This window comes from Sphingobium sp. B12D2B (assembly GCF_025961775.1).
GTDB lineage: Bacteria > Pseudomonadota > Alphaproteobacteria > Sphingomonadales > Sphingomonadaceae > Sphingobium.
On sequence record NZ_JAOQOH010000001.1, the window covers coordinates 2,624,020 to 2,649,010 of the forward strand.

Below are 24,991 nucleotides of genomic sequence, written 5' to 3' on the forward strand. Positions count from 1 at the left end.
CGCGCTGAAGGTCGGAAAAGTCACGGATTTCCAGATCAGCCCGGCGAATGTCCGGCTCGATCAAGGTCGCACTGAGAGGCCGGCGTCGACAGCGCGTCCGGCGACGGCCTTCCTTCCGGCTAGGCGAGCTCTCACGTGCAGATGGTCGCAGTGAGGACCGGTATGCCGGTATACAAGATGCTGACCAGACCGGTGACGGCGCTGGCAAAGGCAAGCCAGGCGAGCAGGTCCATGCGACCGGTGCGGGGCCTAAAGACCCAGCATAGCCATGCTGCCGCGCCGACTGAAACCAGGTAGATGACGACCAGCACCACCCGCGCAGCGCTCACGCTGGCGAGGCCGGCATCGTCCCAGCCCCAGGCGCAGGAGAGGCCCTGCACGGCATATAACAGCGCAAATGCCGCCGCCCAGGCGATCAACCCTGCCATCGCTCGGAACAACGCGGTCATGCCAGCAGTCCGGAAAGATGGGTGCACATGAGCGTGATGGCGCAGACGGCAATGGCATAATCCGCCCAGAGCCGCGCGATCCTGGGCTCGGCGCCATGGGTGGCGGCCACATATCCTCCCCGACGCCGTTGCCAGACGAACAGGCCGATCAGCAGAGCGAGTGCCGCGTGGAGTATGGCATAGCCGAGCAGCACGGCCACCACCGCCCCATAAGCATGCAGCGTGGGTGCGGGAGACAGCAGCCAGGCGGTCACGATCAACGCAGCCAGCAACGTCGCCAGCCCACCCCCGGCAATGGCAACATGGCGCAGGCGGCGGCCGAACAGCGCGGCCACCCCCGCCCCCACGATCCCCGCCAGCAAAATCGGGAGGGAAGGCAGGACGAGCGCCGGCGGGGGCCAGTTCGGGGCGATGATCCAGAGAAAGGCATGGCCGAACAGAAGCGCGCCGAAGAAGGTGCCGTTGGCGAACAGCAGGAACACGCTGCCCCACCAGCCGGGCGATCCGCCTATCTCGGCATGGGGCGGCGCCTCGACCCCATGTCCGATGGGCAGCGTGCCGCGAACCTGCTTGTCGCCAAGGAGCCACGCCCAGCGCCAGCCAAGCGCCGCCAGCAGGATGAGCGGCACCGGCGCCAAGATGTAGAGCTTGAACAGCATCAGCAGGAAGAAGCTGCCGGTGACCATCGCCGTCCACAAAGGCAGCGTCGTGTTGCCCGGCAGGACGACGATGTGCTCCACCCGCCCGCTTGCCGTGTCGACGGCCAGCGTCTCGCGCCAGCCATGGCGCGGCTCGGCGAGATAGCCCTCCCCGCGCGCCAGCGAAAGCGCAAGGTCGGGCGCCTTTTCGAGCGGCTCGCGGTCATCGACATGGGGCAGGCTCGCGATGTTGTAGGATGGCGGCGGCAGCATCATCGCCCATTCCAGCGTGCCCGCATTCCACGGGTTGCGGCGGGTGCGCGGCGCGTGGAAAATCTGCAGCGCAATGTCGATGACGAACAGGGCCACGCCGGTCGCCATCACAAAGCCGCCGACCGACGAGAGCAGATTATAGCCCGTCCAGCCGAGCCCCTCGGGATAGCTGTCGATGCGGCGGGGCTGGCCGAGCAGGCCGACCAGATGCATCAGGAAAAAGGTCAGGTGAAAGCCAGTGAAGATCAGCCAGAAGGCCGCCTTGCCGAGCGTGTAGCTATACTGCCGCCCCGTAAAATGCCCGAGCCAGTAATAGGCCGCCGCCAGCATCGGGAAGACGAAACCGCCGAACAGCACATAATGGAGATGCGCGGTGACGAAGGCGCTGTCATGCGCCTGCCAGTTGAACGGGACCATGGCGACCATCACGCCGGTCAACCCGCCCATCACGAAGGTGACAAAGAAGCCGATCAGGTACAGCATCGGTAGCTTCATTTGCGGCCGGCCGGCCCATAGCGTGCCCAGCCAGGCAAAGATCTGCACCCCGGTCGGCACCGCCACCAGCGTCGAGGCGGCGGAGAAGAAAGCCAGCGCCATATGCGGGATGCCGACGGTGAACATGTGGTGGACCCACAGCCCGAAACTCAGGAAGCCGAGCGCGAGGATCGCCGCCACGATCCAGCCATATCCAAGGATGCGGGTCCGCGCCATGACCGGCAGGATGGTCGAGATCGCGCCGGCGGCCGGCAGGAAGATGATGTAGACCTCCGGGTGGCCGAACAGCCAGAAGAGGTGCTGCCACAGCAGGGAGTCCCCGCCCCGCGCCGCGTCGAAGAACGGCCAGCCGAACGCACGTTCCAGTTCGAGCAGGATGGAGCCGAGGATGAGCGGCGGGAAGCCGATCAGCATCATCAGCGCTGTCACCAGCATGTACCAGGCGAACAGCGGCATCCGATCCAACGACATGCCCGGCGCCCGCAATTTGAGGATCGAGACGACGATGTCGACCGCCGTCACCATCGCGGAAATCTCCACAAAGGTGATGCCGAGCAGCCAGAAATCGGAATTGATCCCCGGCGAATAGGGTTTGGACGACAGCGGCGTGTACATGAACCAGCCCGCATCGGGCGCGATGCCCAGCAGCATGGCCACGATCAGCATCGTGCCGCCGAACAGATAGCACCACCAGCCATAGGCGGTGATGCGCGGGAAGGCGAGATCGCGCGCGCCCAGCATCTTGGGGAGCATGTACATCGCGAACCCTTCGAACATCGGGATCGCGAACAGGAACATCATGATGCTGCCATGCATCGTGAACAGTTGGTTGTAGATATCTGGCCCGACAAAGGCGCTGCCCGGCGTCGCCAGCTGGGCGCGGATCAGCATCGCCAGCAGGCCGCCGATCAGGAAGAAGATGAAGGCGGTTACCATCAACCGCACGCCGATCACGCTGTGATTGACCGTCGAGATGGTGCCACGCCAGCCGCGCGGCGTTCCCCAGATGCGCTCTAGGGCACGATGAAGCTGGAGCGCCTTCACTGCCCCTCCCCCGCCACAAAGCGCGCCCAACCCGCTGGGTCATGCGCGACGACGCGGAAGGCGTGACCCGTGTGCCCCGGGCCGCAAAACTCGGCGCACAGGCCATGATAAACGCCCGGCACGTTGGCCTCGATGCGCAGGACATTGCGATGGCCGGGAATGGCGTCCATCTTGCCCGCGAGGCGCGGCACCCAGAAAGCGTGAATGACGTCGAGCGTCCGCAGTTCGACATCAACCGGCTGGCCGGCGGGAATGTTGAGCACATCCTGCGTGACGACATCGCCGGTGCGGCCGGGCTGCGTGAAGGTCCACTGCCACCGGCTCGCTTCGGCGATGACGCGCAGGGTCTGCGCATCGTTGCGCGGCAGCAGCCGCTCGCCAATGACCAGACCATAAGCCAGCAGCGCGACGAGAACGACGGACGGGAAGATGAGCCCGCCGCCGATGATCCACCGCTTGGCCGAGGTCGGGCGCTCCAGTGAGCCGCGTCGAAAGGCGAGCGCGAGCAGCGCGCAGACCAGCACAAGGATCGCCACCGCCCCGGCCAGCATGACCCACCACAAGGATGCGATAGCATCCGCCGCCGGCCCTGCGGGCTCTAGCGTCGAGTAGCGGCCGGCACAGCCGCTGGAGAAAAACGCCGCGCCGGGCATTATGACCCGAGAGCGCAGACAGCGTAAAGGACGGCCATGCCCAGCACCGAACAGCGCGAAGATGCGCTGACCGACCCAATCAGCGCGAACCCCTCCTTCGATGACGCCGAATCGAAAATCGCGGTCTCTGGGCACCCCGTTCACGCCATGCTCGTCTCGTTCCCGATCGGCCTCGCGGCCTGCGCGCTGGGCGCCGATCTCTTCTATTGGTGGACCGGAGACGGCTTCTGGGCGCGCGCGGCGCTGTGGAGCACCGGCATGGCCTTTCTGATGGGCCTGCTCGCCGGCCTTTCCGGAACCGTCGAGCTGCTTAGCGTGCCGGGTATTCGCGCTCGTGCGGCAAGCTGGACGCACTTCATCGTCGCGATCACCCTGCTGTCCGTCCTCGGCGCCAATTGGGGCTATCGGCTGTCCGGCTATGAATCCGCCGTGCTCCCTTACGGCCTGCTGCTCTCCGTGCTGTCGGCCATTTTCGTGGCCTTTGCCGGATGGCATGGCGGCAAGCTGGTGTTTGACTATCAAATCGGCACCTCGTCGACCGGCAATTGACGGCCGCGCGGCGTCGTCAGCCAGTCCGGCATGGTCAAGTCGATGGAGGGCTTGCTTAGTACGATCGCAAAGATCGCCGCGCACAGAAGGAGGGCGAGCAGCACGAGCGGCAGGATCGGCGAGGGCTGACGCTGATTGCCATGCTCGCCCATCCGCACGACGAGATTGCCGATCCAAGCGTGCAGCCCGACCAGCAGCCCCACGAACAGCAGCTTGCCGAACATCCAGGGCACGAACACTTCGCGCAGAAACAACAGCGCGGTGCCGGCCGCAACCGCGATCACCGCAGCGGGGGTCAGCAAATGAGTATAGCCATAATGGGTGAAGCGGCGGATGCGCTGATACGCCTGCTGACCCTGCCCGCGCTCATGCTGCGCCAACAGCAGCGGCAAGGCGATCAGGCCGGCAGCCCACAACAGGATCGCGGCGATGTGCAATCCCTTGATGAGCGGAATCCACGCTGTCACGCGGGCGTCCACCGCCAGCCGTCGCTCCAAGCGCGCCGCGCGATCAATCCGGCGATCACGGCATAAGGCAGCATCGCCGGAACCCACATGATCAGACCGGCAAGCTGCTGATCGTGCAAGGGATCGATCCCATAGGCCAGGGGCGCGATGCGGTGATGGGGATAGAGCACGCGCGGTGCGAAGGTGATCAGCGCGCCCAGCAGGCCCATCTGCCCGACCCCGGCGGCAAGCGTGACCATCGCGGCAGGCCACGCCGCGCGTGCCGAGAGTATCGCGTGCCAGAACCAGATGGCGGTGCCGAGCAGGGAAAGCTGCATCAGCCAGTACAGACCATGATGATTGAGCGCCGCCGTGTAGAAAGCGGGGATGTGCCAAAGCCAGAGCGTGCCCGTGGATACGGCGAAGGGCAGCGCCGCGCTGCCGGAGCGCCCGCGCGGCAGAAGAAGCGCAAAGACCGGCGCCGCGCAGGCGACCAGCAGAATGTGGTGCACGGTTCTCGCGGAGAACATTGCGCTTGCGAGCGCACAGAGCGGCGACACGAAGGCGATCAGCATGATGCCGCAACCGGCGGCGACGAGTCCGGGCCGCTGTCGCCCGACGGTCGCGAGCAGCAGGATCGTCCCGCCCAGCATGGCGGCCAACAACCAGGGATCGAAGTTCCAGCTAAGGAGCAGCAGGCTCGGGTCCGGTGGTGCGCCACAATAAGGGATATTCGTGACGATTATACTTCCCCGAAAAGGTCCCAGGAGGAGTTGAGCAGCATCCCCGCCGCCACATGCCAGACCAATTGAACCAACGCCGCCAATCCGTGAGGGTTCCCGCCCGCTGGAGCTGGCAGCACACTTGCGAGAAAAGGTTCCCAGGCTAACACTGGCGGCGTCACCCGGTACATCTGCATCTCGGAGGATTTATGGACATTTCTGAAGCCGGCGGTCGCACCATTGCGGCCGACATCGAAACCGCCTTCAACAGTACGGACCTGGCCCTGCTCGATCTGGCGCGGCTGACGACAAGTATCCTCGAAACCAAACGTACCACGGTGATTGAGCCGGCGCGCTTTCAAAAGCTGTTGGATGATATGTCTGCCGCTCTATCAAATCTCGTCGAGGGACGTCGCAAGATGGTCGCGGTGCACAGAGCGCTCGTCTTGATCAAACGGGAAAGCAACTTGGCTGAGGTCGACTTCGGATGTTTCGGTATTGCTAACAGAGCAGCCGGCAAGCAGCCGGTCGATTCTCAGCGAAGTTGATACCGTTCAAGCCCGACCTTTCGCGACTGCAACTTGGCTGCTCATGCGTTTCACGAGCCGCAGTGTCAGGCGCCGACCCGCGTCGTTCGCAAATTGACGCTGTGATGAGCCTATGCCATAGGCGTCGCCGCCGCCGCGGTTGCCAAACCGATGCGACAGGGACGGCCTGATCAGCGCGAAACGCCTGATTAGCGGGTGTAGCTCAATGGTAGAGCAGCAGCTTCCCAAGCTGACGACGGGGGTTCGATTCCCCTCACCCGCTCCAATTTCCAGAAATTCCCACCAGCATTAAGCCGCCGAACCGGTTGAATTTTCCCGCTCGCACGGTGCATTTGAGGGTGGCCGCTCCACTGCGCTTGATCCACGCAGCGGAGGTCGGCAGATTCAGCGCGTGATGGCCGCTTCCTGACTGATGCGGCCCATTCGTCGGCTCGGGAGACAAAGAATGCGATCAGCGCTGGCAGCCCTCGTCATGATGATCGGCGCGATGTTTCTCTCGAGCGCAGCGACTGCCCAGCCGGCGCAGGCCTCGTTCGGGGGCGAGCAGTCTTCCGCTGCCTGCGTGAAAGACTCGAACGTCGACAGTTGCTGGCAGGCGGGCGTCACGGCGGAACGGCGGGGCGATGCGAGCGCCGCTCTCGTCGCTTACGAAGCCTCCTGCGCCGCGGGCATTCAGATGGGGGGCTGCTACGAAGCCGGCAAGATCTATTTTCTGAATACCACGCTGCGCAACTATGGCGCCGCGCAGGAAAAAATGGCCCGCGTCTGCGATTCATCCGACATCGGGATTGGCCCTTATGCCTGCAAATATCTGGGCATCATCTACCGCAGGGGTCTGGCCGGCCAACCACAGTTGGACCGGGCCTTCAACATCCTGTCCCGCGCCTGCTTCCTCCACAATGATAGCCCGTTCATCGACGGAAATGGCTGCGAAATCCTCGCGGATGACATTCCAGACGCTGATGCGATGGACGTCTCCGACGATGTGTGGGCGCCGGACTATATCGCTTATCTGGCCTTCGCGATGGGCTGCACCGACGACATGCCGGCGCTCTGCACCCGCGCGCTGACGATCCATGACCGCGCCGTCGCCACATCGGCCGGCTGGCTCGCGCGCTGCGCCGAGGATGCCGGGGCAGTCCATTTCTCGGGGCGTTGCGGGGATCTCGCGCGCTCGGCTACCGTCGACAATTTCGACCAGCGTCAGGCTCTTCGCCGGCGTCTCGTGCGGATGTTCGTTCGCGCGACGGAGTATGCGGGATAGAGCACGCCCCCGCATCACCGCCAGGCGCGGGCCGCCCTCTGTGCGTCAGATACCGCCGTCGACCGGCTGAAAACCCGCCGCGACCAGCGCCGCGTTGAGATCGTCCACACAGGCATCGAGCCGCGCCTGATCGGTGGCGCGGACTACGAAATTGGCCCCGACCTTGCCTTCGCGGAAGAAGGGATAGCTGCCGATCTGGCACCCCTCGTGCCGCCGCTCGATCTGGGCGAGCTGATCGGCAATCTCGCTTTCGGCGACATTGCAGCCAATGGTGCGCGAGAGCAGCGGCGCGCCGCCCTCGAGCTTGCCGGTCAGTTCCGCGAGCATGCCTGCCGTGATGTGCGGCACACCGGCCATGATGAAGATGTTGCCGACCCGAATACCCGGGGCGCCGGAATAATGATTCGGGATCAGCGCGGCGCCCTCCGGCACGCGCGCCATGCGCAGCCGCGCCTCGTTGATGCCTCCGCGCGAGGCGTAATAGGCTTCCAGAATTGCACGCGCTTCGGGATGGACGACCACGGGCACGCCCAAGGCAGCCGCGATGGAATCGACCGTGATATCATCGTGCGTCGGGCCGATGCCGCCGGTTGTGAAGAGATAATCGTTGCGGGCGCGCAGGATATTCACGGCCTCGCCGATTGCCGCCGCATCATCACCCACCACGCGCACTTCCCGCAGGCGGATGCCCTGCACGTTCAGCCAGGTGCCGATCTGCGCCACATTGCGGTCCTGCGTGCGACCAGAAAGAATCTCGTCGCCGATCACGAGAAGGGCGGCAGTCCAGATGCGTTCGCTCATCGCCCGGCTTTAGACCCGGCGCCCCATCGCGCCAAGCGAGACCGGAAAATTTCTGCCCTGCGCTGTCATCCGCCGCCAGCCGCGCGCTGGACGATGAGCGCCTCAAGGCGCGAGAAACGGTCGGGCGGGAGGAGTTCCGCCGGATTGTAGGTAGCCTCAAAGCACGGGATATCCTCGGGCAGCGCCGTCCATGGCATTTTGCTGGCGGTGAAGATCACTGCGTCCAGCTTCACCCGCGCGGGGTCGTCCAGCGTACCGACCCGCACCCCCACGCCCAGCCTGCCCAGCCGGGGATAATAGCTCCAGAGCGCCGTCCCGCATGCCGTGCAGCGGCAGATGATATGGTCGCCGCCACTGCCTGCCTTTACGACATGCTCGCTGAGCGTTCCGCTCAAGAGGCCCACGCTTTCGGCCTCCACGAACATGTTGACGACCGACGTCGACCCCGTCTGCACCTGGCAGCGCCGGCAGTGGCAATTGTTCACGAAGATCGGCGCGCGCGAAACGCGATAGCGCGCCGCGCCGCACGCGCAGCCTCCGCTGAGGTCCCCTCCGGCCATTTCGGCAGCGTCCTGCATTGCGTCCCCCCTTCCCCTGGCAAGCCTATCGCCTTTCCGCACGCCTCCCCCTATATGGAGCGGATGACGACCTATCTCACGCCGACCGCCGAAACCCAGAACGTCCGCACCTCCGCCATCAAGCTGCATGGCCCGGAGGGCTTTGCCGGAATGCGCAAGGCGGGCCGGCTGGCGGCCGAGATTCTCGATGCGATCGTACCACTGGTCGTGCCGGGCGCGAAGACCTCCGACATCGATGATTTCATCCGCCAGATGATGCTGGATGCCGGCGCCGTCCCCGCGACGCTGGGCTATCACGGCTATGCGTATAGCTGCTGCATCAGCCTCAACAATGTGATCTGCCACGGGATGCCGGGCGACAAGCCGCTCAAGGACGGCGACATCGTCAACATCGACGTGACCCCGTTGGTGGAGGGCTGGCATGGCGACACCAGCCGCATGTACCTGGTCGGCGATGTACCGGTGAAGGCGCGGCGCCTGGTCGACGTGACTTATGACTGCCTGATGCTCGGCATCGAGCAGGCAAAGCCGGGCAATCATCTCGGCGACATCGGTCATGCAATCCAGAGCTATGCCGAGCGGCATCGCTATGGCGTGGTGCGGGATTTCTGCGGCCACGGCCTCGGCCGGGTGTTCCATGACGCGCCCGAAGTCATCCATGTCGGGCGACCCGGCACCGGCCCCGAATTGCGGCCGGGCATGATCTTCACCATCGAGCCGATGATCAATGCCGGCAAGCCGACGGTGAAAATGCTCGAGGATGGCTGGACGGCGGTCACGCGCGACCGCTCGCTCTCGGCGCAGTTCGAGCATTCGATCGGCATTACCGAGGATGGCTGCGAGATTTTCACGCTCAGCCCCAAGGGTTTGCACCGCCCGCCTTATTGAAGCTGGTCGCTATCCGGAGCTCGTGTTTCAATAGGCGCAGATCGGTGCCTATTATTTGGGCAACTGCTGCCCAAAATGCCCGAAATCCGGGCAATATCGACAAGTCGTCGCAAAGTGTCCAATGCTTCGCTGGTGATTCGCGAACGGGCGCTGTAGCGTCCGATTTCCTGCGCGGTCGCGCATGTCGCCTGGGTCGAAATCGTCCGGGCAGCATGTCGCGGTCCGCAATCAAACCGCGAAACAAAGGGGTGCGTTTGACATGAAGAAGGTGGAAGCAATCATCAAGCCGTTCAAGCTGGATGATGTGAAGGAAGCGCTGCACGAGGTCGGCGTTTCCGGAATCACCGTCACGGAGGCGAAGGGCTTCGGGCGACAGAAGGGTCACACCGAGCTTTATCGCGGCGCCGAATATGTCGTGGACTTCCTGCCGAAGGTGAAGCTCGAAGTGGTGGTGGCGGACGAGATCGTCGATCGCGTGGTCGATGCCATCTCCAGCGCCGCACAGACGGGCCGCATCGGTGACGGCAAGATCTTCGTCATCCCTGTCGAAAAGGCCGTGCGCATCCGCACCGGCGAGCTCGACGAAGCTGCCATCTGACCGTTTCCGTTCGCTGACCGAAGACCCGCAACAACTCAGACCAAAGAGAAGGTAACATCCTCATGGCCAATACGCCCAAAGACATCCTCAAGATGATCGAGGAAAAGGAGATCGAATGGGTCGATCTGCGCTTTACCGATCCCAAGGGCAAGTGGCAGCACCTGACCATGTGCGCCGGCGTGCTGGGCGAGGACGAGCTTGAGGAAGGCCTCATGTTCGACGGCAGCTCCATCGAGGGCTGGAAGGCGATCAACGAGTCCGACATGATCCTGAAGCCCGATCTGGACGCGGTCTATGTCGATCCGTTCAGCGCGACGCCGATGATGATCCTGTTCTGCAACATCGTCGAGCCCTCGAGCGGCGAACTCTATGGCCGCGATCCGCGCTCGACCGCCGTGCGCGCCGAGGCCTATGTCAAGGCCGCCGGTTTCGGCGACACTGTGTATGTCGGCCCGGAAGCCGAGTTCTTCATGTTCGACGACGTCCGCTTCAATACGGACTACAACGAGTCCTTCTACAAGATCGACGACATCGAGCTGCCGACCAACACCGGCCGCGAATATGAAGCCGGCAACCTCGGCCACCGTCCGCGCGCCAAGGGCGGCTACTTCCCCGTCGCGCCGGTCGATCCCTGCACGGACATCCGCGCCGAGATGGTCACGACCATGCTCGAAATGGGCCTGCCCTGCGACAAGCACCACCATGAGGTGGCCGCCGCGCAGCACGAACTGGGCCTCACCTTCGGCACGCTGGTCACCACCGCCGACCGCATGCAGATCTACAAGTATGTCGTGATGATGGTCGCCCAGGCCTATGGCAAGAGCGCCACGTTCATGCCCAAGCCGATCGCGCAGGACAACGGCTCGGGTATGCACACCCACATCTCGATCTGGGACAAGGGCAATCCGCTGTTCGCTGGTAACGGCTATGCCGGCCTGTCCGACATGTGCCTGTACTTCATCGGCGGCGTCATCAAGCACGCCAAGGCCCTTAACGCCTTCACCAACCCGACGACCAACAGCTACAAGCGTCTGGTCCCCGGTTTCGAGGCGCCCGTGCTGCTGGCCTATTCGGCCCGCAACCGCTCGGCTTCCTGCCGTATTCCTTACGGTTCGGGTGCCAAGGCGAAGCGCGTCGAGTTCCGCTTCCCCGACGCGATGGCCAACCCCTATCTGTGCTACGCTGCGCTGCTGATGGCCGGCCTCGACGGCATCGAGAACAAGATCCACCCCGGCGAGGCGATGGACAAGAACCTCTACGATCTGCCGCCCGAAGAGCTGAGCCAGGTTCCCACGGTTTGCGCCTCGCTGCGTGAAGCGCTGAACAGCCTGGAAGCCGACCACGACTTCCTGCTCAAGGGAGACGTGTTCTCCAAGGACCAGATCGACGCCTATATCGAACTGAAGTGGCCGGAAGTGTACCGCTGGGAAATGGCGCCCAGCCCGGTCGAGTTCGACATGTATTACAGCTCCTGATCCCCAGGATTAAGCGAAACGGAAGGCCCGGGATCGAAAGATCCCGGGCCTTTTGTTGTGGGTGAATGCCGATGACCCACGCCGACTTCACGCATAGGGCGCGCGAATCATCGTCGCTTGTCATCCGCAGGGCCGCTCTCTACCCCTGAGCGAAGCTGGGGGAGGATCGCGCGACAATGAGCGGCAGAAGCGTCTCGATGACGGAAGGGCGGCTGCTCACGGTGCTGCTGCGCGTAGCCTGGCCGATCACCGTCACCAATCTCGCGCAGGCCAGCTTCGATATTGTCAACGCCTTCTGGGTTGGCCGGCTCGGCGAGGCCGCAATTGCATCGGTGACCGCCAGCGGCCCGCTGTTCTTCGTGCTGATCGGCCTGGGCTCAGGCCTATCGACCGCCGGCGCCGTGCTGATCGCGCAGAATATGGGCGCGCGGCGCATGGAGGCGCTCGATCATGTCGCAGCGCAGACCCTGCTGATGGTCGGCATTGTCGCGCTGGCCTTCACCCTCTCGGGCGCCTTCTCCGCGTCGGCCGTGCTCACCCTCATCGGCGTGGAGCCGGCGATCCATGCGCGGGCAACCGACTATCTGCACATCCGCTTCATCGGCATGGTTCCGATGTTTGGCTTCATGGCCATGCAGGCGATGTTGCAGGCCGCCGGCGAGGTGCGCTTTGCCATGCGCGTGCAGATCGGCAGCGTCATCGCCAATGCACTGATCGATCCGCTGCTGATCTTCGGCATCGGGCCGTTTCCCGCCCTGGGCATTGCCGGGGCTGCGCTGGCGACGGTGATCGTGCAGATCGGCGCGCTGCTGGTACTGCTCCATCACATGCTCTCAGGGCGATCCGCCCTGCATGTGCGGGCCCGGCATTTCCGCGCGGACTGGTCGCATATCCGCCTGGCGCTGGGGCTTGGCCTGCCTGCTTCCATCGAGCAGGCGATCCGCACCTTCAGCTCGGTGCTGCTCATGGCGCTGGCCGCCAGCTTCGGCACGCTCGGCCTTGCTGCTTATGGCGTGGGGACGCGGCCGCTGTTCTTCTGGTTTACGCCCATGCTCGGCCTCTCCATCGCCACCGCAGCCGTGGTCGGCCAGAATGTCGGCGCCGGCCTCACCGAGCGCGCGGAACAGGCTGCGCGCCTTTCTGCCTGGCTCGGCTTTGGCGGGATGACGCTCATCGGCTTGTTTAATCTGCCATTCGTGCCGGCGATCATGGCCGCGCTGGCGCCGGGCGAGCCGGATGTGATCGCCCTCGCCTCGACCTTCGCCTATGTCTACTTCCCCTTTCTGGGCGTGCTCACCGTGCCGCAAGCGTTACTCGGGGCATTCCGGGGCGCGGGCAGCCCGAGCCACTCGATGGTCATCTCGATCATCATGCAATGGGGGTTCCAGATGCCGGCGGCCTATCTGATTGCTTATGCCACCCACTGGGGCATCGCAGGCGTATGGTGGAGTTATCCGATCGCCAATGTCGCGGCGGCCTTGCTCTGCCTCTACTGGTTCCGCCACGGCAGCTGGCGCCGCCGATTGACGCCGCCCGCCCCGGCTCAATAATCCTTGGAAATCCGCGCCGCCGCGCTCTGCCGGCCGATGGTCGACACGGTGGAGATCAAGGCCAGCCAGCGGGTGATCTGATATTCGATGCTGGTGGCGCTATAGCCCTGCCCGTCCGTAATCAGCTCGACATAGAGATGCTCGCCGATATTCTTGCCGGCCGCGATCGAGGTTTGCCGTCCCGTGGTGGTATCGGCCGCCAGCACGCGCAGCCGCGAGAGGCCGGTCGCGCGGCGGACGGCGTTGATCGGGTCAAGACCGCCACCCCCGCCCTGGAATGCCGCCACGGCCGAGGCAAGCTGCAGCGCCTCAGGCGCCGAGAGGTTGGCGATCGAGGTGCCGAACAGCAGGCGGGAGAGCAGTTCATCCTGCGCCATCGCCGGAATGCTGGAGAAGGCGATGATCGGCCGCATGCTGGTGCCGGTGACGTTGATCGTCGCGCTCAGATCCTGCACGTCCGCGACCGCGCGGATATCGAGGCGCGGATTGACCGGCGTGCTGCCGGTAAAGGTCAGGCGCCCCTCCTGCAGGTCGAACCGGCGCCCCGCGAAATCATAGGTTCCGCGCGTGAGCGTCGCCACGCCGGAAAAGGCCGGCGCGGTCGCCAGCCCGCCGATCTTGAGATCGGCCGACCATTCGCTCTGCATCCCCAGCCCCTCAACGATGAGCCCGCGCGGCGCCTTGACGGTGATGTCGAGCCGCCAGGGCGCGTCCGCCCGCGCCCGCTCCACCTGATCGCCCGAGCGGTTGATCTCCACCAGACGCAGACGCGGAATTTCCGTCGACGAACTGGCGCGCCCGAGCGTAAACCGGCTGGAGACGGCCTCCAGATTGCCCGAGATCGTGCCCCCGCTGCCGGAGGAGACGATGCGTACGGGGCCGGTCACTGTCGCGCCGACATCGTCGCGGTCCATCAGCACTGCGCGATCTGCCTGCAGCGCGATATCCATGCCGATGCCGCGCTCGGCAGAGAGATCGAACACCGCCGTACCGGTAACCTTGCCGCTGCCGGCCCGGCCCTGAAGGTCTGGAATCGACAGTTGCGATCCGTTGAACCGACCGCTCGCCTGCACATCGCGGATCACCATGCCGGTCACCGGGCTGGTGATGCGGCCATTGCGCGTGGAGAGCGTCCCTTCAATGCGCGGGTCCGACAAGGTGCCGCCGGCACTGGCGGACAGGCGCAGATCGCCGCCCAGCGAAACGATCTCGACATTGGTGAGCCGCCAGAGCGTGTCGGCATCGCCGGCATAGCGGAACTGGGCCTGCAAGGGCGACCGGAACAGACGCTGGCTCAGCGACCCGCTGCCAAGCGGTGTCACCAGCGCCTGCGCGCGACCGACCACCTTCCCGCCACGCGCCACCACGGCACGGGCTGCCAGTCGGCGCGTATCCAGCTCGGCATTGAGGCCCATATCGATCGGCGCTGAGCTGAGCGCCAGGCCAGAGCGAGTGAGGCCTTTCACGCGCAAATTGAGCTTGCCGGTCGGCGGCCCGTCGACCGGCGCGACATAATGCGCCGTGCCGTCCATGGTGCCACCCAATCCCAGATCGTCATTGGCGAGATCGAGCAGCAGCAGCGGCACGGCCTGCATTTTGGCGTCCATCTCGGTGCGCGTCCCGCCGATAAAGCCGGACAGGCGCAGGGCGCCGCGTTGCATTCGCACGGTCGCCGGCGCCAAGCGCCAGCCATCCTCTTCCCGGCTGAGCACTGCCGTCCGGTCGAGCCGGATCGCCGATTCATCCAGCGAGCCATCCAGATCGATGCTGATCCGGTTCGGCGCGATGCCGGCGCGCGCCTGCAGATCGAAGCTGCGCCCCGTCCGCGCATTCATGGAGACGGTGGCCGTTCCCTCGCCATTGACCAGCTTGAGCGCACCGGCGAACCGCCCGATCCGCACGCCGCCGACGCGTACGCCGCGACCCTGCGCATTGGCGTTGATCGTCACCGCGCCAGGACGGAGCAGCGCTTCGCCCTCCAGCGAGCCACGATTGATGACGATCCCCGGCGATCCCGTGAAATTGGCGCCGCTCAGGTCGACATCGAAGCCGATGCGCTGCACGCCATCGACCATGCCCAGCGTCACCGCGCCCTCGGCGGGACCGGAGAGCGACAGGGCGCCCTGCAAGCCGCCATCGACGGGCACGAGATCGCCCCGCACCGTGACGCCGCTAACCCCCAGATCCGCCACCGAGATGGTCGCGGCGCCACCGCGCGGCAGCAGGATCGCGCCGGTCGCGGCGAAGGTGCCGAACATCGAGCCGCCCTCGACCGTCACGGCATAGCCCTGATCGTCAGGGGTCAGCAGCGCGTGGACATTGGCTAGGCCGACTGCCGGCAGCGGGCGCGCAAGGGTGATGTCAACCCGGGGGCGATCCGGCTTGCCGGCAAGCGCCAGTTGCAGAGGACCATAATCGCGATGCTCGCCCTGCCCGCGAAGATCGAGTTGACCAGCGCCGTCGATCCGCCCTTGGCCGGAAAGGGTGAGCGCGGGCGCCACCAGCCGCAGATCGCGCAACGCGATGCCGCCGCCCGACGCCAGCCCGACTTGGCTGGTGATGACCGGCAACCCGTCCCCAAGGCCACGCAGGAAGCCATTGTCGAGCCGCCGCATCGTCGCGCGGGCAGTGCCGGAAAAGCTGCTCTGCCCTTGCGGCGGTCGGGCCAGCCGCAGCACGGCATCGAGATCGAGCCGACCCAGGCCGGCAATCTCCAGTCCATTCAGACCGCCGCGAAAACTCGCGAGGTAGCTCCCAGAGCCGAGATTGCCTTGCCCCTCGATCTGCCCGCGAAAACCGCTCGCCCGCACGTCCGAGCGATCCATGCGCAGATCATCGCCATTCTTCAGCAGCACGCTCTGAACGACGAGATTGCGCAGCCGCTCGTCCACAGCGCGCTGGCCGACAGTCAGTGCCTGCGCCGTCAGCCGGATGGGGAAGCGTCCGCGCGGGCCGTTCAGCCGGCCCTCGCCTTCCAGACGGATGTTGCGAAGCGCCAACCCGCCCTGCCGCAGCTCGGCAGAGGTCAGCAGATACCCCACCTCCATCGCATCGAATGCGCCGGACAGCCGGGCGCGCAGATTGACGGACTGGCCGGCGACGCCCTTCGCCAACTGGCCGGGCCGCGCGACCACCGCCGAAACGCGCAGCTCATCGAAACGATTGCGGCCGAAATCCACACCGCCATTGGCCGTCAGCTTGGCGGCTGGCATCGCCAGCGAGGCGGTGCCCGAGAGCAGCCGGTTGTCGAACCGCACGTCCGCCTCGATCTGCGCCTGCTGGCTGCCCAGCGCGGTCAGCGGTTCGAGCGGGCCGAGCAAGGCCAACGGGCCCTTCGCCTGATAGCGGCCCTCCACTGCGGTCAGTGCGACGTTCGCAGTAAGGCGATTGGCGGTCAACGCCGTAAGCCGGCCCTTCCAGCGGCGCCAATCGCCATCGCCATGGATGCGAAACGACACCGGTTGCTGCGCATCCAGGGTGCCCGCGATCACGCCGCCCTGTGGCCCGACGACAATCGCATCGAGATCGAACCGGCCATCATCGGGCCGGCTGTCCAGCGCGAGACGCAGCACATCGCCCGTGCGCGGCGCGCTCGCCAGAAGATCGATCACCGCGCGACCGGAGCGCACATCGGCATTGCCGATTGCGCGGACGACGTGCGCCTCACCCAGCACCGCCGGGCCGATGCCCAGCCTGTCCACCCGCAGGTCCGCCAGCCGAATGTCGAACCCCGGCAGCAGCGGCTGCTTGGGCGAGGTGGAGGGCTTGAGCGCGGGCCGGCGGGAAAGGTCGGCCGAATGGATGTGCAGCCGATCAAGATCGAGCCGGTTGGAGAGCCAGCCGAGCGGATACCAGCTCACATCGGCGCGATCGACCCTGGCGAACTGCCCTTGCGTATCGAAAAAGCGCACATCGCGCAGCACCATGTCGTTGAAGACGCGCCCCTCAATGGCGCCCACGGTGATACGCAGGCCGGAGGTCGCCTCCCACTGCGCGATCTTGCGGATGATGAAGCGATGGCCGCCTTCGCTATCCAGCCAGCGTACCCCACCCCAGAGCGCCACCACCAGCGCCACGATGAGCAGGATGACCGAAAGGCTGAACCCCGAGCGCAGCAGCGAACGCTTGCGGCGGGGCGGCGGCGGCGCCTGCTCCGAGGCACCCTCCGGCACGGGCTCGTCTTGCGCGGCCATCAGAAGGCCTGCCCCAGCGACACATAGACGCCGATGCGCGAGTCACCCGGTTGCGGATTGAGTGGGGTGCCGACATCGATCCGGATCGGCCCGAAGTTGCTGTAATAGCGAAATCCAAGGCCCGCGCCGACACGCATCTCGCGGATCGTCGGCAGGGGATCGGGCGAAATCGTCCCGGCATCGATGAACGGCACGATGCCGAACTGGTTGAGACTGCCGAAGCGATAGCGCGCTTCCAGCGAGATTTCGCCAAGGCTGCGCCCGCCCACCGGATCGTTATTGAGGTCGCGCGGGCCAATGGCCTGATAGGCATAGCCACGCACGGAGGCGCCGCCGCCGGCGTAGAAGCGCCGCGTCGGCGCGATGCGGTCGGCCGACGCGCCGACGATGGTGCCGAGACGCGCGCGCCCGGCAATGGTCAGCCGCTCGCCGACCGGAATATAGGTGCTGCCATCGATCTGCGCGCGGACATAGCCGAACGCGCCATCCTGCAGGGACAGTTCGGGAGACAGGCGCCCGCCGAGGCGGAAGCCCTTGCGCGGATCGAGCAGATCGTCGCTGCCGTCATGAGTCAGGCTCGTCGGCAGGGCGAGAATGAGATAGCGGCGCCGCACCGGATCGGGCGACCCCTCATATAGGCGCCGCTCGTCGCTGACGCGCAGCTCAAGGCCGGCGGACCAGGTCCATTCCTTCTGGAAAATCAGGTTGGTGTGCTTTTCCAGGCTCGCGGCGATGCCGGCGGTCAGCGCGTCATAAGCCGGCTGATCGACATTGGCGATGCTGAGCTCGCCATTGAGAGCCTGATCGCGCTGCCACAGATTGTTGCGCCGGAAGATCGCGGACGCGCTCTGTTCCTGCGTACCGATCACGCCGCGCAGCGTCACCGCTCCTTCCGGCGGGACGAGATTGCGGTGCTGCCAGCGCACTTCCACGCGCGCGCCTTCGCCGGTGCCATAACCGATTTCCCCCGCGATCGTCCGTGGCGGCGCGCGGTTCATGTTCACGACGATGTCCACCGCCTCGCGGTCCGGCCGCGCTGCGGGTGTGATGGTAAGCTGGGAGACCAACCCGGTCGCGACGATGGCCCGGTTGAGATCGGTCAGCTCGCTTTGCTTGAACGGGTCGCCGGGCGAGAAGCGGCTGATGACGGCCACGTGCCGCGCATCGAACGGCGCGCCCTCATTCACACGGATTGAGCCGAAGCGGAGAAAGTCGCCGGTATCGGCATTAAGGCTGAGTAGGGCCTGACGCTGCTGATGATCGACAGTGAGCACCGGCTCGCGCACCTGCGCAAATGGATAGCCGCCCTCCTCGAGGCTGACGCGCAAAGCGCTCGTCGCGGCCAATATTGTGTCGGTGTCGGCCGGGTCGCCGACCTTCACCGGGAAAAGCGAGCGCAACGGCTTGCCGTCCGCCATCGTTCCTTCCAGCCCGAACACCTCCACCGCGCTCAGGGCGAAGCGCTGGCCGGGGACGGCGCGCAGCGCGACGCGGACATAGGGGTCACTTGCTCCACTGACGCCAAAGCGCGCACGGCTCCGGCCCTCATAATAGCCCCGGGTGCGCAGCAGATCTTCGAGCAGTTCCTCATCGGTCTGCGCCCGACGCCGGATCTGCGCGATGCTGGCACGGTCGCCTTCCCCCGTCCGCAGCGCCGACAGCGCATCGAACCGGCTGTAGAACATGGGATCGGCGGCATCGTCCAGCCCTTCAAGATTGAGCTGATAACGCAGCGGCTGGGTGGGGTCGAGCGCAGCAAGGGCTGCCGCTTCGCCCGCCGTGCCGCCTAGGGGGTCCGGCTCAGTGCCGGCGGGAGCTTCCGTTGCAGGCGTTGCTGTCCCCTGCCCGCCAGCTAGCGCGGGCTCGGCCTCTCCTCCGGCGTCACTGCCCTCCACTGCCAGAGTTTCCCCCGACTGATCGAGGTCCGGCCAGTCGAGGCCGATGTCGGGCATGTCATCGAGATCGAGCGCGTCCTGCGCGGCGTCGGGCGATGGGGTGGCTTGACCGGGCGACGTTTGCGCCAGCGCGCGGTCGCACGTCAGCGCGCCCTGCGCCGCCAGCAGGATCGCCATGAAAGTCCCACCTGCACGGGAACACCTGCCCAAACGCGATCGCCGCAGCATCAGGCCTGTCTATGAGCTTGTCGCAGGACTGCAAGCAGCATTCGCGCGTGACGCACCGTTTTGCGGCGGGCTGTCCGGCCGGACGGCTCAGAAGGCCCGTTCAAGCCGCGTCAGCAGAACATGCGCCGGATTGATCGGCATCGCCGACAAGCGGGACCTGCGGGCCAGGAACTGGCGCTCGAGGCGGGCCACTCGCGCATAGAGCTCCTCGGAGCTGGCGATGAGCGCGCGCATCTCTGTGTTGAACTGGCAGGAGACATCGAGCGGCGTGAGGGCGGCTGGGCCAAGCCGATAGCGCTCCTCCTCCCGCACAGATTCGCGCATCTCGCCGTTGAAGATCGCGCGCTGCGTGAGCAGCCACGCGATGACGTGCATCAGCCGCGTCGTCACCTTGATCGATTCGCAGGAGAAATCGACCCAGCCGATGCGACCCAGCGACTGACGATGCTCCTCGGCGCGATCATCGAAATAGGAGCGCGCCTCATCAGCCAGCACCATGGCATCGACATACAGGGCGTCGACAAGCTGACGGTCAAGCACGTGCGGGGGCATCGAGTCGTTCATGAGCCTGTGCTGCCACAAGCCGGGCGGAACGTCAGGTCGATTAACCTTCAATATACCATCTGGGCGGATCCGGCGGCCGCTTATACCCGTGGGCGGTCAGGCGATAATGTCGGGAATCAGGCTGTTTTCCAGCATGGTGATCTCGTCGCGGAGGCGCAGCTTGCGCTTCTTGAGGCGGGCAAGCTGGAGTTGGTCGGGCAAGGAAAGCTGACCCAAAGCCGCAATCGCGCAGTCGAGATCGCGATGCTCGACACGCAAGGCTTCCAGCCGCTGCTCGATTTCCTCGATCGATAACACCGATTCGCCCCCAGTTCTGAACGGCACGCCTACATGCCAGGGCACCGTTGGCGCGGCAATGCGCAACTGCGCAACAAAAGAAGGTGGTTAGCGATTTTTCTTTCGCGTGCCCGCAAGCTTCTGTCTGCCCACAGAAAGAATGTTTAACGAAATAACGTGACACCGCATGAAGGGTCTCGATTTATCGCAGCTTCGGGCAATTGACAGAGACAGCGGGCGCAATTGGTGATCTACTGAACCTCCATTGAAGCAATGGCCAAGGAGGACATGATGGACACAAGCCACGTTTCCGCACTGCACGCCAAGCATGCCGGGCTGGAGGCCCGGATCAAGGACGAGATTACCCGTCCTGCGCCGGACAGTTACCGGCTCGCCACCCTCAAGAAAGAGAAGTTGCGCATCAAACAGGCACTCGCTTCCGCAGCGACCTGAGCGCCAGGGCTATGACAGCCAGGTAGGGGCGCTGGTCGCCCCTGCTCTGGCCAGCCCGGCTATCGTCAGACGACTGACGATCCCCCAACGACCAAGCTGAAAACGCCTGCCGGAGCCACATCGTGCGGGACGCTCTGTTGGCACGCCATCGCGATGGAGCCCGATCAGTAAACGCGCTTCTTCGGCGCGATATAGTCGATGTCGTCGGTCAGCGTGTAGTCATGCACCGGACGGCTATCGAGCTTCACGCTGCCTCCCTTGCCACCCCAGCCTTCGAACCAGCCAAGGGTGTGCTTCATCCAGTTGGCATCGTCGCGATCGGCATAATCCTCGCGTGCATGGGCGCCACGGCTTTCCTTGCGCGCAATCGCGCCGTGGATGGTGACGCTGGCTTGCGAAATGAGGTTGTCCAGCTCCAGCGTCTCGACGAGATCGCTGTTCCAGATGAGCGAGCGATCGGTGACCCCGATGTCCGTCATCCCCTCGTAGATTTTGCCGAGCTTTTCGACACCTTCCGCCATCAGCTCCTCGGTGCGGAACACGGCGGCGTGAGCCTGCATCGTGCGCTGCATGTCGAGGCGGATCTGCGCCGTGGGCGTGCCGCCCTTGGCATTGCGGAAGTGATCGAGACGACCCAGCGCCAGCTCGTCACCGCTCTTGGGCAGCGGCTTGTGCGGCGTATCGGGCTTCACGATCTCGGCAATACGCTTGCCGGTCGCCCGGCCGAACACCACGAGGTCGATCAGGCTGTTTGAGCCCAGGCGATTGGCGCCGTGTACCGAGACGCAGGCAGCCTCACCGACCGCGAACAGGCCCGGCACGACATGATCGGGATTGTCGCCCTTCCGGGTGACAACCTCGCCATGATAATTGGTCGGAATGCCGCCCATATTATAATGGACGGTCGGCACCACCGGCAGCGGCTGGCGGGTCAGGTCCACGCCCGCGAAGATCTTGCCGCTCTCGGTAATGCCCGGCAGGCGCTCGGCCAGCACCTTGGGATCGATATGATCGAGGTGCAGGTGGATGTGATCCTTGTTCGCGCCGACGCCCCGACCCTCACGGATTTCCATCGCCATGGACCGCGACACGACGTCGCGCGAGGCGAGATCCTTGGCGGACGGGGCATAGCGCTCCATGAAGCGCTCGCCTTCCGAGTTGGTGAGATAGCCGCCTTCGCCGCGTGCGCCCTCGGTGATGAGCACGCCTGCACCGTAGATGCCAGTCGGGTGGAACTGGACGAACTCCAGATCCTGCAGCGGCAGGCCGGCGCGCAGCACCATGGCACCGCCGTCACCCGTGCAGGTGTGGGCGCTGGTGGCCGAGAAATAGGCCCGGCCGTAGCCGCCCGTAGCGAGCACGACGCAATGGGCGCGGAAGCGATGGATCGTCCCATCATCCATGCAGAGGGCGATGACGCCACGGCAGACAGGGCCGTCCGGCGTGTCCTCCATGATCAGGTCGAGCGCGAAATATTCAATGAAAAAGTCCGCGTCATACTTCAGGCTCTGCTGGTAGAGCGCGTGCAGCATGGCGTGGCCGGTGCGATCCGCCGCCGCGCAGGTGCGCTGGGCCGGCGGGCCTTCGCCCATATTCTGCATCATGCCGCCGAACGGGCGCTGGTAGATCTTGCCTTCCTGCGTGCGGCTGAACGGCACGCCGGCATGTTCCAGCTCGTAAACGGCCGCGGGCGCCTCGCGCACCATATATTCGATGGCGTCCTGGTCGCCGAGCCAGTCGGAGCCCTTGACCGTATCGTACATGTGCCAGGTCCAGTGGTCCGGCCCCATATTGCCGAGGCTCGCCGCGATGCCGCCTTGCGCAGCGACGGTGTGGCTGCGGGTCGGGAACACCTTGGTGATGCAGGCGGTCTTGAGGCCGCTCTCGGCAATACCCATGGTGGCGCGCAGGCCCGAGCCGCCGGCGCCGACGACGACGGCGTCATAGGTGTGATCGATGATCTTGTAGGCTTGCGTCATGATTAGAGCGCCCCTCCGGCCAAGGCGATTTTCGCGACAGAGAACAGGCTGACCGCGGCACAGCCGATAACGAAGAAGTGCAGCAGGATGAGCGTGGCGAACTTCAGCCCCTCATCATGCACATAATCCTCGATAAGCACCTGAAGACCGAGGCGGATGTGATAGAAAACGCTGACAATCATCAGCATCATCGGCACCGCGACGATGGGCTGGGTCAGCCAGCCGGTGATGGCCGCATGATCATGCGCCGGAAGCAGCGCCAGGCTGGCCAGCAGCCAGCTCACCAGCAGCAGATTGCCGATCGCCGTGAAGCGCTGGGCGATCCAGTGATGCGTGCCGCTCCGTGCCGAGCCGAGGCCACGCACGCGGCCCAGTCTGGTTCCGCTGCCCATCAGAATGCCCTCCCCACGAAGATCCACGCCCAGAAGGCCACAGTCGCCAGCGCCGAGGCGGCGAGAATGACCTTCGACCACCGCTTGTTCGCCGTCAGCTCAAAGCCCGCGCCCATGTCCATCACCAGATGGCGCAGGCCCGAGAGCATGTGCTGGAAGAAGGCCCAGGTCAGGCCGATCAGCACGATGCGCGCGATCACATTGGCAATCAGGCCAGCCAGATCGCCCGCATCAGCTTGCCAGACATAATATTGGAAGTTCGCATAGGCTGCGGGTCCGCTCGCCGCCGCATACAGCCACCAGGTCAGGCCGAGGCCCCCCAGAATCGCCATGCCATCCCCCGTCACCCGGTGGAGGATGGAAAGAAGCATATGCGGGCCCCACTTCCAGATGGTGAGGTGCGGGGAAAGCGGCCTTCGCCCGGATTGCGCCATGATCGAGCAGTCCTGTTCGTGAAAGAATGCGCCCCTTTAGCGCAAAGCTGCTGCACTGCAAACGCTCGCTGGCGCCATGTCACCAATGTGCAGACTGAGGTCCCGATGAACATGGAAAACAGAGGATGTTAGCCCTCGATTAACGAAAGGCCGATATCACGCCACCCCATACGACCCGGCAAATGGCAGGACAAAAGGGGCACCGAGGCCATGATCGCAGGAAAAAGCGACACGATTTCAATGGCTGAACGGCTGCAGGAGTTCGACCCCCAAGCGACATTGCCGGGGCGGGCGCGTCAAATCCTGGCTTATCTCGGAGACCGCATCGACGAACTGGGCGACACCGCCATGGCGGTCTACCTCCCCTGCATCGACCTTACGGCGGTCGGCCCGGCGGAGCTGGAAGCCACGCGGCAGGGCGCAAGAACCTTCCATCGAACATTGCTCAGCGATTTCGCCGGGGAAGAATGGACGGAGATGGCGCGGACCGGCGTCATGAAGATGCTGGCGCGCGATGTCTCCATCCGCACCCAGATCGTCATCATTAACCGCGTGGTCGACAAGGTCCGTGATATCCTGACGGAGCTCGTGGCCGATCGCGACGAGCGCTCGGAATTGCTGGCCGCCATGCGGTTCATCTCGCTGGTGCAAGCGGAAGTGTGCTGCGCCTTTTACGCCGACACGATCCGCGAGCAGGACCGGATCGAGCGGCAGCGCCAGCGCGACAAATTCTCCGAACTTCTCAACACGCAGATCGATCTGGCCGCGCAACTGGGCGAGCGCCTGCGCGAACAAGCCCGCGAATCCTCGAACGCCACGCGCGGGATGCTCGATAAGGCTTCCGAAGTCGCCGCCGCTGCCGAACAATCGGCCATCGCCATGCGCGAAGCCGCGCACACCAGCTCCGGCCTGATCCGCGCCATCGAGGAAGCCCGCACCGAAGTGGACCAGGCGGCGGAAGTCGCCGCCCTGGCCTCCGAGCAGGCCGGCGAGGCCGTGAATGTCTCGACCGCGCTGAGCGATCACGCACAGTCCATCGAATCGATCCTCGGCCTGATCCGCGATATTGCCGGGCAGACCAATCTCCTTGCCCTCAACGCGACCATCGAGGCCGCGCGCGCCGGCGATGCCGGACGCGGCTTTGCCGTCGTCGCGCAGGAAGTGAAGTCGCTGGCGAGCCAGACCGCCCACGCCACCGACGACATCGCGCAGAAGATCGCCGCCATCCAGAACGCCACGCGGCATACGGTCGAGACCAACGAACGCATCCGCGAAACCGTGCTCAACGTGCAGACCATGGGCATGCGCATCCGCACCGCGATGGACGCGCAATCGCAAACCGTAACGATGATTACCGCTGCAGTGGACGAGACGGCGCTTGCCGCCGACTCCATGTCATCCAACATTTCGGCGATCCGGCAGGATACGGAGATCGTCGCCTCGGAGATCGACGAGCTGGAAAGCGGCTTCACCGAAGTCCGCAACCTGCTCGGCGCCCTGCGCACGCGCTCGGCCAATTTCGTGGTCTCCATGGCACCGGCGACCGACGCCCAGGCAGAGCCGCAGCCGGCTTATCCGCCAATCCGACGCGCCGTCTGACAAATCC

Annotated in this window: 23 protein-coding genes and 1 tRNA gene; 10 read left to right on the forward strand and 14 right to left on the reverse strand. The window is 65.1% G+C overall.

The window, feature by feature from the left end; genetic code table 11:
- Positions 1-131: 131 nt before the first annotated feature.
- Genes M2335_RS12460 through coxB form a run of 3 tightly spaced genes read right to left on the reverse strand, consistent with a single transcriptional unit; the run spans position 132 to position 3,552 of the window.
- On the reverse strand, positions 132-449 hold the full coding sequence (locus tag M2335_RS12460; RefSeq protein WP_264594883.1) for a hypothetical protein: 318 nt from the start codon (positions 447-449) through the stop codon (positions 132-134).
- The gene (ctaD, locus tag M2335_RS12465) at positions 446-2,899 is read right to left on the reverse strand and encodes a cytochrome c oxidase subunit I (RefSeq protein ID WP_264594884.1); all 2,454 of its coding nucleotides are present in this window, start codon (positions 2,897-2,899) and stop codon (positions 446-448) included. Before ctaD ends, M2335_RS12460 begins: the two co-directional genes overlap by 4 nt.
- On the reverse strand, positions 2,896-3,552 hold the full coding sequence (gene coxB / locus M2335_RS12470) for a cytochrome c oxidase subunit II (protein WP_264594885.1): 657 nt from the start codon (positions 3,550-3,552) through the stop codon (positions 2,896-2,898). The genes ctaD and coxB overlap by 4 nt, the downstream gene beginning before the upstream one ends.
- A 36-nt stretch (positions 3,553-3,588) precedes the next feature.
- On the opposite strand from coxB, the gene M2335_RS12475 reads away from it, so the two are divergent.
- Positions 3,589-4,101, forward strand: coding sequence for a DUF2231 domain-containing protein (locus M2335_RS12475; RefSeq protein WP_220128507.1), 513 nt, complete (start codon positions 3,589-3,591; stop codon positions 4,099-4,101).
- On the opposite strand, the gene M2335_RS12480 is transcribed toward M2335_RS12475, so the two are convergent.
- Together M2335_RS12480 and M2335_RS12485 are read right to left on the reverse strand one after the other, a co-directional pair.
- Entirely contained in the window at positions 4,071-4,568 is a 498-nt protein-coding gene (locus tag M2335_RS12480; protein ID WP_264592896.1) for a CopD family protein, read from the reverse strand. The genes M2335_RS12475 and M2335_RS12480 overlap by 31 nt on opposite strands.
- Complete coding sequence (locus tag M2335_RS12485) at positions 4,565-5,200, reverse strand: cytochrome c oxidase assembly protein (RefSeq protein WP_264594886.1); 636 nt, start codon at positions 5,198-5,200, stop codon at positions 4,565-4,567. The genes M2335_RS12480 and M2335_RS12485 overlap by 4 nt, the downstream gene beginning before the upstream one ends.
- 278 nt (positions 5,201-5,478) lie before the next feature.
- Here M2335_RS12485 and M2335_RS12490 point away from each other — a divergent pair, with 278 nt between their 5' ends.
- The 3 genes from M2335_RS12490 (at position 5,479) to M2335_RS12500 (ending at position 7,081) form a co-directional block, all read left to right on the forward strand.
- The gene (locus tag M2335_RS12490; protein WP_264574731.1) at positions 5,479-5,817 is read left to right on the forward strand and encodes a hypothetical protein; all 339 of its coding nucleotides are present in this window, start codon (positions 5,479-5,481) and stop codon (positions 5,815-5,817) included.
- Between the two features lie 191 nt (positions 5,818-6,008).
- Positions 6,009-6,082: transfer RNA gene (locus M2335_RS12495), tRNA-Gly, on the forward strand.
- 180 nt (positions 6,083-6,262) lie between these two features.
- The gene (locus M2335_RS12500) at positions 6,263-7,081 is read left to right on the forward strand and encodes a hypothetical protein (RefSeq protein WP_264594887.1); all 819 of its coding nucleotides are present in this window, start codon (positions 6,263-6,265) and stop codon (positions 7,079-7,081) included.
- Between the two features lie 45 nt (positions 7,082-7,126).
- Here the strand turns inward: M2335_RS12500 and M2335_RS12505 are convergent, their stop codons facing one another.
- Both M2335_RS12505 and M2335_RS12510 read right to left on the reverse strand, forming a co-directional pair.
- The gene (locus M2335_RS12505) at positions 7,127-7,882 is read right to left on the reverse strand and encodes a competence/damage-inducible protein A (RefSeq protein ID WP_264584575.1); all 756 of its coding nucleotides are present in this window, start codon (positions 7,880-7,882) and stop codon (positions 7,127-7,129) included.
- A 65-nt stretch (positions 7,883-7,947) separates the two neighbouring features.
- Positions 7,948-8,460 (reverse strand): GFA family protein, encoded by a 513-nt coding sequence (locus tag M2335_RS12510; RefSeq protein ID WP_264594888.1) that lies wholly within the window; start codon positions 8,458-8,460, stop codon positions 7,948-7,950.
- 63 nt (positions 8,461-8,523) lie between these two features.
- Here M2335_RS12510 and map point away from each other — a divergent pair, with 63 nt between their 5' ends.
- From map to M2335_RS12530, 4 genes are all read left to right on the forward strand, one after another.
- Positions 8,524-9,348: a type I methionyl aminopeptidase gene (gene map, locus M2335_RS12515; protein ID WP_181559033.1), complete on the forward strand. Its 825-nt coding sequence runs from the start codon at positions 8,524-8,526 to the stop codon at positions 9,346-9,348.
- Between the two features lie 259 nt (positions 9,349-9,607).
- Positions 9,608-9,946, forward strand: a complete 339-nt coding sequence (locus tag M2335_RS12520) for a P-II family nitrogen regulator (RefSeq protein WP_181559032.1) — start codon at positions 9,608-9,610, stop codon at positions 9,944-9,946.
- Positions 9,947-10,008: 62 nt separating this feature from the next.
- The gene (glnA, locus tag M2335_RS12525; protein ID WP_181559031.1) at positions 10,009-11,421 is read left to right on the forward strand and encodes a type I glutamate--ammonia ligase; all 1,413 of its coding nucleotides are present in this window, start codon (positions 10,009-10,011) and stop codon (positions 11,419-11,421) included.
- 176 nt (positions 11,422-11,597) lie between these two features.
- Entirely contained in the window at positions 11,598-12,971 is a 1,374-nt protein-coding gene (locus M2335_RS12530) for an MATE family efflux transporter (RefSeq protein WP_264594889.1), read from the forward strand.
- Here the strand turns inward: M2335_RS12530 and M2335_RS12535 are convergent.
- The 4 genes from M2335_RS12535 to M2335_RS12550 form a co-directional block, all read right to left on the reverse strand.
- Positions 12,965-17,164 carry a translocation/assembly module TamB domain-containing protein gene (locus tag M2335_RS12535; RefSeq protein ID WP_264594890.1) on the reverse strand — a complete coding sequence of 1,400 codons (4,200 nt, stop codon included), beginning with the start codon at positions 17,162-17,164 and terminating at the stop codon, positions 12,965-12,967. The genes M2335_RS12530 and M2335_RS12535 overlap by 7 nt on opposite strands.
- The gene (locus tag M2335_RS12540; protein WP_264594891.1) at positions 17,164-19,236 is read right to left on the reverse strand and encodes an autotransporter assembly complex protein TamA; all 2,073 of its coding nucleotides are present in this window, start codon (positions 19,234-19,236) and stop codon (positions 17,164-17,166) included. Before M2335_RS12540 ends, M2335_RS12535 begins: the two co-directional genes overlap by 1 nt.
- Before the next feature lie 138 nt (positions 19,237-19,374).
- A complete protein-coding gene (locus M2335_RS12545) occupies positions 19,375-19,851 on the reverse strand; it encodes a DUF1465 family protein (protein WP_264594892.1) in 477 nt (158 codons plus the stop codon).
- 96 nt (positions 19,852-19,947) lie between these two features.
- Positions 19,948-20,175, reverse strand: coding sequence for a YdcH family protein (locus M2335_RS12550; RefSeq protein ID WP_264588476.1), 228 nt, complete (start codon positions 20,173-20,175; stop codon positions 19,948-19,950).
- A gap of 243 nt (positions 20,176-20,418) precedes the next feature.
- On the opposite strand from M2335_RS12550, the gene M2335_RS12555 reads away from it, so the two are divergent.
- Positions 20,419-20,580 carry a YdcH family protein gene (locus M2335_RS12555; RefSeq protein WP_181561349.1) on the forward strand — a complete coding sequence of 54 codons (162 nt, stop codon included), beginning with the start codon at positions 20,419-20,421 and terminating at the stop codon, positions 20,578-20,580.
- A gap of 164 nt (positions 20,581-20,744) precedes the next feature.
- Here the strand turns inward: M2335_RS12555 and sdhA are convergent, their stop codons facing one another.
- From sdhA to sdhC, 3 genes are read right to left on the reverse strand one after another with little or no spacing between them, the layout of a single operon-like run.
- On the reverse strand, positions 20,745-22,559 hold the full coding sequence (sdhA, locus tag M2335_RS12560; RefSeq protein ID WP_264584568.1) for a succinate dehydrogenase flavoprotein subunit: 1,815 nt from the start codon (positions 22,557-22,559) through the stop codon (positions 20,745-20,747).
- A 2-nt stretch (positions 22,560-22,561) separates the two neighbouring features.
- The gene (gene sdhD, locus M2335_RS12565) at positions 22,562-22,951 is read right to left on the reverse strand and encodes a succinate dehydrogenase, hydrophobic membrane anchor protein (RefSeq protein WP_181559024.1); all 390 of its coding nucleotides are present in this window, start codon (positions 22,949-22,951) and stop codon (positions 22,562-22,564) included.
- Positions 22,951-23,385, reverse strand: coding sequence for a succinate dehydrogenase, cytochrome b556 subunit (sdhC, locus tag M2335_RS12570; RefSeq protein WP_264569748.1), 435 nt, complete (start codon positions 23,383-23,385; stop codon positions 22,951-22,953). The genes sdhD and sdhC overlap by 1 nt, the downstream gene beginning before the upstream one ends.
- Before the next feature lie 240 nt (positions 23,386-23,625).
- On the opposite strand from sdhC, the gene M2335_RS12575 reads away from it, so the two are divergent.
- Entirely contained in the window at positions 23,626-24,984 is a 1,359-nt protein-coding gene (locus M2335_RS12575; protein WP_264594893.1) for a methyl-accepting chemotaxis protein, read from the forward strand.
- The last annotated feature ends 7 nt before the right edge of the window (positions 24,985-24,991 follow it).

Excerpts from the sequence above, each read along its gene's own strand:
- M2335_RS12460 (WP_264594883.1), bottom strand. The coding sequence starts at position 449 with ATGACCGCGTTGTTCCGAGCGATGGCAGGGTTGATCGCCTGGGCGGCG.
- coxB (WP_264594885.1), bottom strand. The coding sequence starts at position 3,552 with ATGCCCGGCGCGGCGTTTTTCTCCAGCGGCTGTGCCGGCCGCTACTCG.
- M2335_RS12475 (WP_220128507.1), top strand. The coding sequence starts at position 3,589 with ATGCCCAGCACCGAACAGCGCGAAGATGCGCTGACCGACCCAATCAGC.
- M2335_RS12485 (WP_264594886.1), bottom strand. The coding sequence starts at position 5,200 with ATGCTGGGCGGGACGATCCTGCTGCTCGCGACCGTCGGGCGACAGCGG.
- M2335_RS12490 (WP_264574731.1), top strand. The coding sequence starts at position 5,479 with ATGGACATTTCTGAAGCCGGCGGTCGCACCATTGCGGCCGACATCGAA.
- M2335_RS12500 (WP_264594887.1), top strand. The coding sequence starts at position 6,263 with ATGCGATCAGCGCTGGCAGCCCTCGTCATGATGATCGGCGCGATGTTT.
- M2335_RS12505 (WP_264584575.1), bottom strand. The coding sequence starts at position 7,882 with ATGAGCGAACGCATCTGGACTGCCGCCCTTCTCGTGATCGGCGACGAG.
- M2335_RS12510 (WP_264594888.1), bottom strand. The coding sequence starts at position 8,460 with ATGCAGGACGCTGCCGAAATGGCCGGAGGGGACCTCAGCGGAGGCTGC.
- map (WP_181559033.1), top strand. The coding sequence starts at position 8,524 with ATGACGACCTATCTCACGCCGACCGCCGAAACCCAGAACGTCCGCACC.
- M2335_RS12520 (WP_181559032.1), top strand. The coding sequence starts at position 9,608 with ATGAAGAAGGTGGAAGCAATCATCAAGCCGTTCAAGCTGGATGATGTG.
- glnA (WP_181559031.1), top strand. The coding sequence starts at position 10,009 with ATGGCCAATACGCCCAAAGACATCCTCAAGATGATCGAGGAAAAGGAG.
- M2335_RS12530 (WP_264594889.1), top strand. The coding sequence starts at position 11,598 with ATGAGCGGCAGAAGCGTCTCGATGACGGAAGGGCGGCTGCTCACGGTG.
- M2335_RS12535 (WP_264594890.1), bottom strand. The coding sequence starts at position 17,164 with ATGGCCGCGCAAGACGAGCCCGTGCCGGAGGGTGCCTCGGAGCAGGCG.
- M2335_RS12540 (WP_264594891.1), bottom strand. The coding sequence starts at position 19,236 with ATGGCGATCCTGCTGGCGGCGCAGGGCGCGCTGACGTGCGACCGCGCG.
- M2335_RS12545 (WP_264594892.1), bottom strand. The coding sequence starts at position 19,851 with ATGAACGACTCGATGCCCCCGCACGTGCTTGACCGTCAGCTTGTCGAC.
- M2335_RS12555 (WP_181561349.1), top strand. The coding sequence starts at position 20,419 with ATGGACACAAGCCACGTTTCCGCACTGCACGCCAAGCATGCCGGGCTG.
- sdhA (WP_264584568.1), bottom strand. The coding sequence starts at position 22,559 with ATGACGCAAGCCTACAAGATCATCGATCACACCTATGACGCCGTCGTC.
- sdhD (WP_181559024.1), bottom strand. The coding sequence starts at position 22,951 with ATGGGCAGCGGAACCAGACTGGGCCGCGTGCGTGGCCTCGGCTCGGCA.
- sdhC (WP_264569748.1), bottom strand. The coding sequence starts at position 23,385 with ATGGCGCAATCCGGGCGAAGGCCGCTTTCCCCGCACCTCACCATCTGG.
- M2335_RS12575 (WP_264594893.1), top strand. The coding sequence starts at position 23,626 with ATGGCTGAACGGCTGCAGGAGTTCGACCCCCAAGCGACATTGCCGGGG.